This window comes from Bacteroides sp. AF39-11AC (assembly GCF_003474285.1).
GTDB lineage: Bacteria > Bacteroidota > Bacteroidia > Bacteroidales > Bacteroidaceae > Bacteroides.
The window spans coordinates 414,334-428,292 of the sequence record NZ_QROH01000001.1 but is presented as its reverse complement, the minus strand read 5'-3'; the positions used below and the strand labels follow the sequence as shown (position 1 = coordinate 428,292).

10 protein-coding genes are annotated in these 13,959 nt (G+C 45.3%); 6 read left to right on the top strand and 4 right to left on the bottom strand.

What is annotated here, in order from left to right; genetic code table 11:
• Positions 1 to 25: 25 nt before the first annotated feature.
• The 4 genes from DW036_RS01370 (at position 26) to DW036_RS01355 (ending at position 4,908) form a co-directional block, all read left to right on the top strand.
• Positions 26 to 1,213 carry an acyltransferase family protein gene (locus DW036_RS01370; protein WP_118460701.1) on the top strand — a complete coding sequence of 396 codons (1,188 nt, stop codon included), beginning with the start codon at positions 26 to 28 and terminating at the stop codon, positions 1,211 to 1,213.
• 74 nt (positions 1,214 to 1,287) lie between these two features.
• Entirely contained in the window at positions 1,288 to 2,127 is an 840-nt protein-coding gene (locus DW036_RS01365; RefSeq protein WP_118460699.1) for an ATPase, read from the top strand.
• Positions 2,128 to 2,176: 49 nt separating this feature from the next.
• Entirely contained in the window at positions 2,177 to 2,992 is an 816-nt protein-coding gene (gene murQ, locus DW036_RS01360) for an N-acetylmuramic acid 6-phosphate etherase (RefSeq protein WP_007660617.1), read from the top strand.
• Between the two features lie 56 nt (positions 2,993 to 3,048).
• On the top strand, positions 3,049 to 4,908 hold the full coding sequence (locus tag DW036_RS01355) for a serine hydrolase (RefSeq protein ID WP_118460698.1): 1,860 nt from the start codon (positions 3,049 to 3,051) through the stop codon (positions 4,906 to 4,908).
• A 51-nt stretch (positions 4,909 to 4,959) separates the two neighbouring features.
• Here DW036_RS01355 and DW036_RS01350 read toward each other — a convergent pair whose 3' ends face one another.
• The 4 genes from DW036_RS01350 to DW036_RS01330 all read right to left on the bottom strand — a co-directional run bounded on the left by DW036_RS01350 (position 4,960) and on the right by DW036_RS01330 (position 9,764).
• Positions 4,960 to 6,285, bottom strand: coding sequence for an ATP-binding protein (locus DW036_RS01350; RefSeq protein WP_118460696.1), 1,326 nt, complete (start codon positions 6,283 to 6,285; stop codon positions 4,960 to 4,962).
• 182 nt (positions 6,286 to 6,467) lie between these two features.
• Positions 6,468 to 7,100 (bottom strand): FKBP-type peptidyl-prolyl cis-trans isomerase, encoded by a 633-nt coding sequence (locus DW036_RS01345; RefSeq protein ID WP_118460694.1) that lies wholly within the window; start codon positions 7,098 to 7,100, stop codon positions 6,468 to 6,470.
• Positions 7,101 to 7,144: 44 nt separating this feature from the next.
• On the bottom strand, positions 7,145 to 8,686 hold the full coding sequence (locus DW036_RS01340) for a glycine--tRNA ligase (RefSeq protein ID WP_118295332.1): 1,542 nt from the start codon (positions 8,684 to 8,686) through the stop codon (positions 7,145 to 7,147).
• 208 nt (positions 8,687 to 8,894) lie between these two features.
• A complete protein-coding gene (locus DW036_RS01330) occupies positions 8,895 to 9,764 on the bottom strand; it encodes a hypothetical protein (RefSeq protein ID WP_233560209.1) in 870 nt (289 codons plus the stop codon).
• A 603-nt stretch (positions 9,765 to 10,367) separates the two neighbouring features.
• Here DW036_RS01330 and DW036_RS01325 point away from each other — a divergent pair.
• Together DW036_RS01325 and DW036_RS01320 are read left to right on the top strand one after the other, a co-directional pair.
• The gene (locus tag DW036_RS01325; RefSeq protein WP_118460692.1) at positions 10,368 to 13,046 is read left to right on the top strand and encodes a DNA gyrase/topoisomerase IV subunit A; all 2,679 of its coding nucleotides are present in this window, start codon (positions 10,368 to 10,370) and stop codon (positions 13,044 to 13,046) included.
• Between the two features lie 40 nt (positions 13,047 to 13,086).
• A complete protein-coding gene (locus tag DW036_RS01320; RefSeq protein ID WP_118460690.1) occupies positions 13,087 to 13,950 on the top strand; it encodes a DUF3316 domain-containing protein in 864 nt (287 codons plus the stop codon).
• Positions 13,951 to 13,959: the final 9 nt, after the last annotated feature.

The window sequence follows — 13,959 nt, the reverse complement described above, 5'->3', positions numbered from 1 at the left end:
CTAATAACTTAACACACTTATTACAATGAACAGTCAGACCAAGACAAACAAGCGCATTCTTGCCCTCGACATCCTTCGCGGTGTCACCATTGCGGGCATGATTATGGTGAACAACCCCGGCACTTGGGGACATATATATGCCCCCCTGCGCCACGCTGAGTGGAATGGCCTCACCCCCACCGATCTCGTCTTCCCTTTCTTCATGTTCATCATGGGTATCTCTACCTATATCTCCCTGAAGAAGTACAATTTCGAGTTCAGTCATGCAGCCGCCATGAAGATATTGAAGCGTACCATTATCATCTTCCTGATCGGACTTGCCATCGGCTGGTTCTCCAAATTCTGTTACTACTGGGCAGGCTCCCATGAAGGACTCAGTTTTGGCGAACAACTCTGGGCATCCGTCTGGACTTTCGACCGCATCCGTATCCTGGGTGTCATGCAGCGTCTGGCCCTTTGTTACGGTGCTACCGCTATCATTGCACTGACCATGAAACACCGTCATATCCCTTACCTCATTGCCATATTACTGGTTGGCTACTTCATCCTGCTGATGTGTGGCAACGGATTTGCTTACAACGAAACCAATATCCTTTCCATAGTGGACCGTGCCATCCTCACCCCCGCACACATGTACAAGGACAACGGCATTGATCCCGAAGGTCTTTTAAGCACCATACCCTCCATTGCCCATGTATTGCTGGGCTTCTGCGTAGGCCGTATGATGCTGGACAGCAATAAAGCCGAGAGCCGCGAGGCATTACTGAACTCTCACCTGATCAAATTATTCCTGGTTGGTGCCGTCCTTACTTTTGCAGGCTTCCTGCTGAGCTACGGTTGCCCTATCAACAAGAAAATCTGGTCTCCCACCTTCGTCCTCACCACTTGCGGACTGGCCTCCAGTTTCCTGGCACTGCTCATCTGGATCATCGACGTAAAAGGATACAAGAAATGGTGTACTTTCTTCGAGGCTTTCGGTGTCAACCCCCTGTTCATGTACGTTCTGGGTGGAGTACTCAGCATCCTGTTCGGCAGCATCAGCTTCCCCTGGGGCGATGGCAGCATCAGCATACACGGATTCTTATATAAGATCGTTCTCATGCCGATATTCGGTGAGACAGGCGGTTCACTGGCCTATGCATTGCTCTTTGTAGCCATCAACTGGTGCATCGGCTATCAATTGTATAAGCGGAAGATATATATCAAGATATAGTAGCAAGCAGATAAATCGGCAAAAGACTATAACACCGATGAAATATAAACGATGAATAATTAAAATTAAACGATATGATATTAATAGCAGACAGTGGCTCTACAAAAACCGATTGGTGTGTTGTAGAGAAAGGTAAACTCATCCAGCAGGTTTCTACGAAAGGTACCAACCCTTTCTTTCAGTCGGAAGAGGAGATCAGTAATGAAATCGCGACAGCGCTGCTGCCCCAGTTAACGACCAATGCCTTCGACGCTGTGTACTTTTATGGTGCTGGCTGTGGCTTCCCCGACAAAATTGCCATGGTGCACCGTGCCATTATCCAGCATCTCCAGGTTTCGGGCGACGAAGTGGAAGTAAATACTGACATGCTTGCCGCCGCCCGCGGACTTTGCGGACACGAACCGGGCATAGCCTGCATCATGGGCACAGGTTCCAACTCGTGTTATTACGACGGCAAACACATTGGTGCCAACGTCTCTCCCCTGGGTTTCATTCTTGGCGACGAAGGTAGTGGTGCTTGCCTGGGTAAGTTGCTGGTAGGTGATATTCTGAAAAATCAAATGACTCCAGAGTTAAAAGAAAAGTTCCTCAAGCAGTTCAATCTGGAACCGGCAGACATCATCGACCGTGTATACCGTAAACCATTCCCGAACCGCTTCCTGGCAAGCCTGTCTCCATTCCTCGCTCAGAATCTGGACGAGCCTTGTGTGCGCACGCTGGTGCTGAACAGTTTCAAGGCTTTCCTGAAAAGGAACGTCATGCAATACGATTATCAGCATAGCAAGGTACATTTCATCGGCTCCGTAGCATTCCATTATAAGGAGGTACTTACCGAAGCTGCACAGGAAATGGGCGTTCAAGTAGGTATCATCCTCCAGAGCCCTATGGAAGGCCTGATTAGCTACCATAGCTAACCCACCCAACAACGCATAAATCATAAATTATAAATCATAAATCATCATCATGGCATTCGTAAAGATATCAGAGCAACCCTCGCTCTACAACGACTTAGAAAAGAAATCTGTCCGCGAAATATTGGAGGACATCAACACAGAAGACCAGAAAGTGGCATTGGCTGTTCAAAAAGCCATTCCACAAATTGAGAAACTGGTGACACAAATCGTTCCGCGCATGAAGCAAGGCGGACGCATCTTTTATATGGGAGCAGGCACCAGCGGTCGCCTGGGTGTGCTGGATGCATCAGAAATTCCTCCAACATTCGGTATGCCTCCTACGCTCGTCATCGGACTGATAGCAGGTGGTGATACAGCCCTGCGCAATCCGGTGGAAAATGCGGAGGACGATATGCGTCGCGGTTGGGAAGAGTTAGTTGAACGTAACATTACGGATAAAGATACCGTCATCGGCATTGCTGCTTCCGGCACGACTCCTTACGTGATCGGTGCCATGCAGAAAGCACGCGAGCACGGCATTCTTACAGGCTGCATCACCAGCAACCCCGACTCTCCGATGGCAGCAGAAGCAGATGTTCCCATCGAAATGATTGTAGGACCGGAGTATGTAACAGGCAGCTCACGCATGAAATCGGGTACGGGACAGAAGATGATACTGAACATGATTACCACTTCTGTCATGATACAACTGGGCCGTGTGAAAGGCAACAAGATGGTGAACATGCAGCTGAGTAACCAGAAATTGGTAGACCGTGGCACCCGCATGATTGTAGAAGAGCTGGGATTAGATTATGGCAAAGCGAAAGCGCTGCTACTAATGCACGGTTCAGTGAAGAAGGCGGTAGATGCTTACAGAGGAAAATAATCGCCTTTCCGATCATTTCCCATTATTAATCATCTAATCATTAATAACACCCCCTTATGAAACTTTTCCCTTCCTTTTTTTTCTTTGTGCTGCTTGTCCTGCAAGCCAACGCACAATCCTTGCAACGTGTTGCCCCCGAACAAGTCGGCATGGATTCCCGTCATTTGTTGTACGCTGATGAAGCGATAGAAACCGCCATCGCTAATAAAGACATTCCCGGTGCCGTGCTCGCTGTAGTACGTAACGGGAAGATGGCCTACCTCAAAGCATACGGCAACAAGCGTGTGTACCCTAACACCGAGCCTATGACCGTAAACACTATTTTCGATATGGCCTCATGCAGCAAACCCATGTCCACTGCCATCTGTACCCATATCCTGGCAGAACGTGGCAAGCTCCGCCTCTTGGACCCCGTCAGCCTCTACATCCCCGATTTTAAATCCTGGATAAGCGAAGACGGAAAAGATAAGAAAATCATCCGCATCGCCGACCTGTTGACACATACTTCCGGCCTCCCCCCTTATGCCCCAACCACTGAACTGGAAAAACAATATGGCTCCCCCAGCCCCGACGGAATGATAGAGTACATAGCCAACTGCCGCCGCGACTTCAAGCCACAAACCGACTTCCAATACAGTTGCCTTAACTACATCACCCTGCAACGCATCATCGAAACCGTCAGCGGACAATCTTTACGCGACTTCGCCCGCGAAAATCTATTTGATGTATTAGGTATGGCCCATACCGATTATCTCCCCTGCAAGCGCGACAAGGATGGAAAATGGATCAATACAGCAGATGCCCACTGGGCAACCTCTACCGAAGGTGACTGGCATAGACTCATCGCTCCTACCGAGAAGCAATCCGATGGCAGCGTCCTCTGCGGACAAGTACACGATCCACTCGCCCGCATCATGAATGGCGGTATTTCCGGCAATGCCGGCGTATTCTCCTGTGCCGAAGACATAGCTGTCCTTTGCGCCGCCCTGCAAAACGGCGGAGAATGGAACGGACACCGCATCCTCAGCCCATTGGGAGTAAAAGCTATGTGTACCGTCCCTCGTGCCACCGCTACATTAGGACGCACTTTAGGATGGGATAATTTCACCGCCTACGCTTCCAATAACGGAGATTATTTCGGTCCGAATACCTACGGGCACACCGGATACACCGGTACTTCCATCATCATAGATCCGGACAACAATACTTCCGTCATCCTGCTCGTCAATGCCGTGCATCCCGAAGACGGTCACAGCATGGTTCGTCTACGCTCTCTGATAGCCAATGTTGTTGCAGCTTCTATCTATCCCACCCCACGTATTTATACGGATCATTACTATAAGCGCTTCCTTCAATTCATGGATGAACCTGCCATTACTTCCAAAGACATCGTCATGGTAGGCAACAGCCTTACAGAAGGTGGCGGCGACTGGAATGCCCGCCTCAACAAGAAAAACATCCGTAACCGTGGTATCATCGGTGATGAAGTTATGGGTATTTACGACCGCCTGCACCAGATACTTCCGGGACACCCAGAGAAATTATTCCTCCTTGCCGGTGTCAACGACATCTCACACGACCTCACTGCGGACAGCATCGTCAGTATGATACGCATGACCGTAGAGCGCATTCAGCGCGAATCTCCCGATACGAAACTCTACCTGCAAAGTCTCCTGCCTTTCGATGAGAGCTTCGGACGTTACAAAAAGCTAACCGGAAAAACCGACATGGTTCCCGAAATCAATGCACAACTGGAAGTGTTAGCCAAAGATCATAAGATTACATTCATCAACCTCTTCCCGTTATTTACAGAGAAAGGCACGAATGTACTGCGCAAAGAGCTGACCAGTGATGGCTTGCACCTGAATGAGGAAGGATATAAAATTTGGGTGAAAGCATTGAAAAAGAAGATGTAATGAGTGATTAGTGGTTAGTGATAGCTCCATGCGGAATAATAGCGCAGCCTACTAATCACTAACCACTCCCAACAACGCTTTCGTCTTATCCGCCAGGAACAAAGGTATATTCAGCAAATTTCCATCCCGCTTCAGATTCAACATTGAATACCGAATTCGACAAATAGGTTGAAAGAGTTTCTCATACTGAATCAGACTTTTGCCCTGTATATTTTGGTCTGCTTTTACTTCTATCGGATAGATCTGATTGGCATACTGAAGCAAAAAGTCCACCTCTGCCTTATTGCCTGAAGCCCAATAACGGAAAGGCATTTGAAACTGTGCTGTAAGGCTTTGTAATATATAGTTCTCAGCTAACGCCCCTTTATATTCTGTATAGGCAGGAGTAGGCAGCAATAATATACTGGCATCCAATTCAGACAGCCTCCGCAACAAACCCAAATCCAATGTATAAAGTTTAAATGTACCTAAATCATCATAAGCTTTCAATGGCAACTTGGGAGCTTTGCTAAGTAACACTTTATTTATAAGCCCTGCCTGCTCCAACCACAAAATGGCATCTTCATATTCCCTGGCACGTGCTCCCGGCCGGACCAACTGATAAACAAACTTACGATTCTCTTTCGCCAACTGCGAAGGCAACGAGTTCCAGACATAATTGATACGAGGAGCCAAAGTCGGAGTAGTATGTTTCACGAAATCCAAAGCATAATCATTCAATATATCTTGAAGTGCAGAATCCACTCTCTCCATATCATTAAAATCAACCATCAAGGTGGCAGGTTCGGGCATACCTCCACAAATAGAATAAGCAGTAAAAGACTCCCGCAACTTATCAAAAAAAATCTGTGGCAGTGGTTCTACCTTATCAATAGAATGCATATACTCATGCATAGCCGGGTCTTTTGTCCTCAGGAACTCCGTAAAAGTGAGCGGATACATATAAAGATGATTCACTTTCCCTACCGGAAATGATTTACCCACATGATTCAGATAAATGCCTAACAAAGAGCCCGCACACGCCACAGCATACTCAGGAGCTTCCTCACAGAAGTATTTCAATGCATTCAATGCCTCGTTGCACTCTTGAATTTCATCCAGAATCAATAAGGTTGTTTGAGGTTCTATCTTCTTTCCATGCAAAAAAGATAAGTGTTGAATAATTCGTTGAGGGTCCTTCGTTGTTCTAAAGACATCGCAAAGACCACTTTCATCCTTATCCAAGCTAAAATAAGCAACATCGTCAAAATACTCTCTGCCAAAGTACTTCAAAGCCCACGTCTTACCTACCTGTCGTGCACCATGAATTACCAGCGGCTTTCTGTTCGTATCCGTTTTCCATGCTGCCAATTGCGAGATAATGTCTCTTTCAAACATAGCAAATCACATTTTTGATATCACAAATGTGGAAATTCACACATTTTCGATATGAGTTTTGTGCAAATATACACATTTTCAATAGAAAACCCCGTAATAGCAAAATATAAAACAAAAGAAGGAGGCATATCTAATCGAAAGAAATAGATATGCCTCCTTTATTGTTTCATGAAGAAGTTAGTTTACTGAACCACCTCTGTCATTATCACATCAAAAGCTAATACTGAATAACCGGGAATCGATCCACTACCATCAGTTCCATATGCAGAACCCCATGGAACATAAACCATCCAGCGTTCTCCAACGCGCATATATTGCAGGAAAGTTCTCCATCCACTTGTCAGTGAAGATGAGTTAATAGTAAACTTAACAGTCCAGTCGAAATCTGTCGGCTCATTCTTTGGAGGATTAGGGATAGCCTGATCTATTGCACTATATCCCGTAAAACTTCCATCAAACTTAATACCAGTAATCAGTGTACCATAATAATAAGTATAAGCTGCTTCTGTAGCCATCGGACGCTGTCCATCCAGATTCTTCACAAGCTTTTTACAATATATATATTCCGGAGTCTGAAGAGTACTGACAAATTCATTCTTAATATAGAACATTTCGCCTACCTCTACTTTATCCAACTTTTCCAAGTCCATAGGAACATAATTATCCCCCGCAACGACTTTGATAGAATCCAGAAACGCTTGGTTACGCTCCTGCCAGTTCGCATATTTCCCTTCCTCTTCCACTTCTTCGCAAGAGACAAACGCACCTGCCAAGATCAGCAGGAAAGGCAAAAATACTAAGAGTTTTTTATTCATTCAATTATTTTTTATTCTGTATTCTAACTTTCGAATTCCAGTACTTATTGCAACCCTTTCAGCAATGAAGTGATGCTGACACGGTCTGCAATAATGTTATTCAATTCAGCAATAGCCACGCGTTCCTGTTGCATCGTATCACGATTACGCAGTGTCACGCAGTTATCTTCCAGAGTTTGGTGGTCAACAGTCACACAGTACGGAGTACCGATGGCATCCTGACGACGGTAACGTTTACCGATACTATCTTTTTCATCATACTGGCAGTGGAAGTGGAACTTCAATGAGTCGATGATCTCACGAGCCTTTTCAGGTAGACCGTCTTTCTTCACCAACGGCATTACAGCCAACTTCACAGGAGCAAGTGCGGCAGGCAATCTCAGCACTACGCGGCTTTCTCCGCTCTCCAGTTGTTCTTCGCAATAAGAAGCAGACATGATGCTGAGGAACATACGGTCCACACCAATAGAAGTCTCGATAACATACGGAGTATAACTTTCGTTCGTCTCAGGATCGAAGTACTTAATATTCTTACCAGAGAACTTCTCATGCTGAGACAAGTCAAAATTCGTACGGCTATGGATACCTTCCACTTCCTTGAAGCCAAACGGCATCAGGAACTCGATATCTGTAGCTGCATTTGCATAGTGAGCCAACTTATCATGATCATGATAACGGTAGTGGTCGTCACCGAATCCCAATGCCTTATGCCATTTCAGGCGAATTTCTTTCCACTTCTTAAACCAGTCTAATTCAGTACCCGGCTTCACGAAGAACTGCATTTCCATCTGTTCGAACTCACGCATACGGAAAATGAACTGACGGGCAACAATCTCGTTACGGAATGCCTTACCAATCTGTGCAATACCGAAAGGTATCTTCATGCGGCCAGTCTTCTGTACATTCAGGTAGTTCACAAAGATACCCTGAGCTGTTTCAGGACGCAGGTAAATCTTCATGGCACCATCCGAAGTAGAACCCATCTCTGTAGAGAACATCAGGTTGAACTGACGAACTTCCGTCCAGTTCTTTGTACCGCTGATGGGGCAAACGATTTCTTCATCCACGATAATCTGGCGAAGCTCGTCAAGGTTATTATCATTCAGTGCCTTTGCAAAACGTTCGTGCAATGCGTCACGTTTAGCCTGGTGTTCCAGTACGCGACCGTTTGTGCTACGGAACTGCGCTTCATCAAAAGCCTCTCCGAAACGCTTGGCAGCTTTGGCAACTTCTTTATTGATTTTATCGTCGTACTTTGCAAGTTGGTCTTCAATCAATACATCGGCACGATAACGCTTCTTGGAATCACGGTTGTCAATCAAAGGATCATTGAATGCGTCTACGTGTCCGGAAGCCTTCCAGATGGTGGGGTGCATAAAGATAGCGGAGTCGATGCCGACAATATTTTCGTGCAGCAACACCATGCTCTGCCACCAGTATTGCTTAATGTTGTTTTTCAGTTCCACACCCATCTGACCGTAGTCATACACTGCTCCCAATCCATCGTAGATGTCGCTGGAGGGGAATACGAAACCGTATTCCTTACAGTGTGATACGAGTTTCTTAAAAACGTCTTCTTGTGCCATTTTTTTGTTATATCTATTAATTTTAATCCTGTTCTTTATTAAAAAGCGCCACAAAGATAGGGATTTATATCATAAGTCGGGCAGGTGGGGTATTAATTTATCTTATCGTAACAAACTCTCACTTTGCACTTCCGACACAATCTGTCCGTCAAACAAATTGATGATACGGTGGATATACGAGCCCAAAATCCGTCTCATGGGATGATTCTTACCGCCCCACGAAGCAAGGTTGTCCCATCTCACGAGACGGATTTCGTCGCATCACGGGACGAATTTGGTCATCTCGCGAGGCAGTTTTACCCGAAGTTGGAGAAGAATCCATTGCCTCGTGAGATTGTTCCAGATAGCATTGCCTGCCGGGTGGAGAAGCGCCTCGCTGGCGATAGGGCAGCTCACAGAACGGCTGCCTGAGACAGATGGCAGGAAAGAAACTACTGCCGGAAAAGGGAAAAATGGCAGTATCGGCAGCAACATAGATACCACTGTGATTAACAGTAGCAGCAACAGCAGATATTTCTTTTTCTTTTGCTGCTGTTGTTATTATATCTCTTATATTCTCTTTATGCTGTATGGAACTATCGGATAAACCACTGTTATTCTGACTATTGCAATTTATTCCAGATTCATTTCCATCGCGATTTTTGTCCATTGTCTGCCTGTTTTTCGTCGAAAATCCGTCATTTTTGCCCGATTTTACATCATTGTCTGGGTACTTTTTGCCATTTTGCCCACTGTTTTTTGCTGTGTTTTTTGCCGGTTTCACCTCCACATCCTCTTCTTTTTTTTGCGGCTCTTCAACGTATTTCGTATTTAGCTGCACGGGTGAAAAATGATCGCCGACAATAGTGAACAACTGGAAATCCGTGACGATCTTCATCATATAAGGATAAGTAAAATTACGGGTGGCAAAAGGTTTCAGGTATTTCATGTCCGCTTCCATATCGGGCAGAAAGCTCAGTTTCTCCATAATATACCAATAAGTACCGTAGGCCTTACCGCCCTCACGGGAAATCATATTCTGAATACGGGGATCATTGAAAGACATAATCTCATGCTTAAGGTAAAAGTGCTTGTTCATATTCTGCTTAATTCTGTTTCAAATAATTTATCTTTTTGCTTTTACAAAGATCCGATTATTATTCCACTACACCAAAAACCGTTTTTCACGAAAAGGGCCGTTTTCTTACTATTTGAAATGCAAGAAATGAGATAGGAAACGGCTTGTTAACTGAACAAAAAACCATAAGCCACCACACTAATAATCAGCATTTTACAACCAAGAACCTTCTTATTTCCATTCTCATTCATAAATTCTACAAGTAGATTCGGAAAGTTGACAAAAAAACGAAATGCCGCCCACAAGCAGCCAAACGCCACATATTAGAGAAAAAAACTCACATTTCAAATAGTGCGTTTTCGGCCATAAATGTCTTATTTGAAAAGCATTTATTTATGATATAATAACACATTGAATACAAAAGAGAAAATCACACATACAACATCTGATAAATGATAATTTATTATTCATCTGCAGATTGTAGCTTATGTACATCCAAGATGTACCTTTCTTTTCCAGATAATTAAAAAGTCTTCATTTGCAGATTTTCCCAAGAAATTTCGTATTTTTGCGTTCGACTGAAAAATTCAGTGATTATTCAGAATAGATATTCCCGAAATAGATATGAGCGAAGACTTTGAAGCACCGAAAGACGACTTGGAAAAGAACCTCCCGGAAGGGAACGAAGGACATTCGGATTATAAACCCGCTGACACGAAAGACGTAAAAGCAAAATACCAACTTAGCGGTATGTACCAGAATTGGTTTCTGGATTATGCTTCATACGTTATTCTGGAACGTGCCGTACCCCACATCAATGATGGTTTAAAGCCTGTGCAGCGACGCATATTGCACTCCATGAGGCGTATGGAAGATGGGCGCTACAACAAAGTGGCAAACATCGTAGGGCATACCATGCAGTTTCACCCGCACGGTGATGCTTCCATCGGTGATGCATTGGTGCAATTGGGACAGAAAGATTTGCTCGTAGATTGCCAGGGGAACTGGGGTAATATACTCACCGGCGACGGTGCGGCTGCTCCCCGTTACATCGAGGCACGTCTGTCTAAGTTCGCCCTCGATGTGGTCTTCAACCCTAAAACAACCGAATGGAAACTCTCCTATGACGGACGAAACAAGGAACCGGTAACTCTACCAGTGAAGTTCCCTTTGCTCCTGGCACAAGGGGTAGAAGGTATTGCCGTAGGTCTTTCTTCCAAAATACTTCCCCATAACTTCAATGAACTTTGCGATGCATCCATCCGCTATCTGCACAAGGAAGAGTTCAAACTCTATCCGGACTTTCAGACTGGCGGTAGTATCGACGTTTCTAAATACAACGACGGTGAGCGCGGAGGTGCAGTGCGTGTACGTGCTAAAATCGAGAAGATCGACAACAAGACACTTGCCATCAAAGAAATTCCTTACGGTAAGACGGTAGCCAGTGTTTGCGATTCCATTGTGAAAGCAAGCGAAAAAGGCAAGATTAAGATAAAGAAAGTAGAAGACCTCACGTCCGGGAACGTGGAGATACTTGTTCATCTTGCCCCCGGCGTTTCTTCGGACAAAACAATCGATGCCCTGTATGCCTTCACGGACTGTGAGGTTAGCATATCACCTAACTGTTGCGTCATCGACGACCAGAAACCTCACTTCCTCACTGTAAGCGATGTACTGAAGAAATCAGTGGATAACACTCTGTCTTTGCTACGCCAGGAACTGGAAATACGCAAAGACGAAATACAGAAAAGCCTGCACTTCGCTTCACTGGAAAAGATTTTCATTGAAGAACGCATCTATAAGGACAAGGAATTTGAACAGGCCAAGAATATGGATGCCGCTTGCGAGCATATCGATGAACGCCTGACACCTTACTATCCACGATTCATCCGCGAAGTCACGAAGGAGGACATCCTGAAGCTGATGGAAATCAAGATGGGACGTATCCTTAAATTCAACTCCGACAAGGCAGAAGAACTCATTGCCCGTATGAGGACGGACATCGAGGAGATAAATCACCATCTGGCCAATATCGTGGAATATACGGTAAACTGGTACCTGATACTGAAAGACAAGTACGGCAAGAATTTCCCACGCCGCACGGAATTGCGGAACTTCGACACCATCGAAGCAAGCAAAGTAGTAGAAGCCAACGAAAAACTATATATCAACCGTGAAGAAGGCTTCATCGGCACAGGTCTGAAGAAGGATGAATTCCTGTGTAACTGCTCAAGTCTTGATGATGTCATCATCTTCTTCCGGGACGGACGGTATCTGGTTACTCCCGTATCCGACAAGAAGTTCGTAGGCAAGAATATTCTCTATGCCAACGTTTTCAAGAAGAACGACAAGCGTACAATCTACAACGTTGTTTATCGCGACGGAAAAGAAGGTACACAGTATATCAAGCGGTTTGCCGTAACAAGCATTATCCGCGACCGTGAATATGACGTAACTCAAGGTACACCCGATTCACGCATCATGTACTTCACAGCCAATCCTAACGGTGAAGCGGAAGTCATCAAAGTAACCCTGAAGCCCAATCCGCGTGTACGCCGCATTATCTTCGAAGAAGATTTCAGCAATATCAACATCAAGGGACGCCAGGCAAGAGGTAATATACTAACCAAGCTTCCGGTGCACAAAATTGCTCTGAAACAGCGTGGAGGATCAACACTGGGCGGACGGAAAGTATGGTTCGACCGCGACGTGCTTCGCCTCAACTATGATGGACGAGGTGAATATCTGGGAGAATTCCAGAGTGACGACAGCATCCTGGTAGTACATGATAACGGAGATTTCTACATCACCAACTTCGACCTTAGCAATCACTACGAAGCTAACATCCGGATATTGGAGAAATTTGACCCGAATAAGATATGGACCGCTGTGCTCTACGATGCAGACCAGCAGAATTTCCCGTATATCAAACGTTTCTGCATGGAGGCAACCAACCGCAAGCAGAACTATATGGGAGAGAACAAGAATAATCGCCTTATCCTGTTGACGGACGAATGTTATCCCCGCTTGGAAATTATATTCGGCGGACATGACAGTTTCCGCGAACCGATGATTATAGAAGCGGATGAATTTATTGCCGTAAAAGGTTTCAAGGCAAAAGGTAAACGTATCACTACGTTCACAATGGAAACCGTCAACGAACTGGAACCTACACGGCAACCCGAAGTTCCCCAGGAAATGGAAGACCAGAATGAAGAAGAACCGGAAATACTGGACCCGGATCACGGCAAAAGTGAAGACGATATCCGGGACGAGATAACAGGACAGATGAAACTGTTTTAAGTGATTAACGGCTAATGATTAGTGATAAGCAACTCTATCAATGAAGCTAAATAAGATTGGTGTAATACTAATGGGATGTCTGCTTCTGACAAGCGGAAGTATACAGGCGCAAAGTGTGGAAGACAGGGCGCTACAGGAATTAAGAGCGGACTCTTCGGCCCGGACACGTTTTATAACCCGTGCTACCATGTATGGCATCGGTTACACCAATGTGTACGACACTTACCTGTCACCGCAGGAATACAAAGGTATAGACTTCCGCATTTCACGCGAGAGCATGCGCATGACCAAGTGGATGAATGGCAACGTATCCCTGCAAAGCTTTTTCCAGGCTGATTTCGGTTATACCCACAACCGTGTGGATAACAACAATACATTCTCCGGGCTTGCCAACTGGAATTACGGGTTACATTACAACTTCCCGATTACTTCCAACTTCAAGTTGCTTGCCGGAGGATTGATCGACCTCAACGGTGGCTTTGTCTACAATCTGCGCAATGGCAATAATCCGGCACAAGCACGCGCTTACATCAATCTGGATGCATCCGGAATGGCTATATGGGATTTACGGATCAAAAACTATCCCATCAGCCTGCGCTATCAGGTTAATCTTCCTTTTGCAGGCGTTATGTTCTGCCCGAATTACGGACAATCGTACTACGAGATATTTACGCTGGGCAACTGGGGCGGAGTGATAAACTTCACCTCCCTGCACAATCAGCCATCTTTGCGGCAAATGCTGACTGTTGATTTTCCGGTAGGAAGGGCAAAAATGCGCTTGGCTTATCTCTGGGATGCACAACAGGCAAAAGTAAATGACATAAGGATGCATACCTACTCGCACGTATTTATGGTAGGTTTCGTAAAAGAGTTGTTTCTCATTCGTGATAAGAAAAGAAAATAGAGTGATAAA

Coding starts and splice junctions, on each gene's coding strand:
- DW036_RS01370 (WP_118460701.1), top strand. CDS start 26: ATGAACAGTCAGACCAAGACAAACAAGCGCATTCTTGCCCTCGACATC.
- DW036_RS01365 (WP_118460699.1), top strand. CDS start 1,288: ATGATATTAATAGCAGACAGTGGCTCTACAAAAACCGATTGGTGTGTT.
- murQ (WP_007660617.1), top strand. CDS start 2,177: ATGGCATTCGTAAAGATATCAGAGCAACCCTCGCTCTACAACGACTTA.
- DW036_RS01355 (WP_118460698.1), top strand. CDS start 3,049: ATGAAACTTTTCCCTTCCTTTTTTTTCTTTGTGCTGCTTGTCCTGCAA.
- DW036_RS01350 (WP_118460696.1), bottom strand. CDS start 6,285: ATGTTTGAAAGAGACATTATCTCGCAATTGGCAGCATGGAAAACGGAT.
- DW036_RS01345 (WP_118460694.1), bottom strand. CDS start 7,100: ATGAATAAAAAACTCTTAGTATTTTTGCCTTTCCTGCTGATCTTGGCA.
- DW036_RS01340 (WP_118295332.1), bottom strand. CDS start 8,686: ATGGCACAAGAAGACGTTTTTAAGAAACTCGTATCACACTGTAAGGAA.
- DW036_RS01330 (WP_233560209.1), bottom strand. CDS start 9,764: ATGAACAAGCACTTTTACCTTAAGCATGAGATTATGTCTTTCAATGAT.
- DW036_RS01325 (WP_118460692.1), top strand. CDS start 10,368: ATGAGCGAAGACTTTGAAGCACCGAAAGACGACTTGGAAAAGAACCTC.
- DW036_RS01320 (WP_118460690.1), top strand. CDS start 13,087: ATGAAGCTAAATAAGATTGGTGTAATACTAATGGGATGTCTGCTTCTG.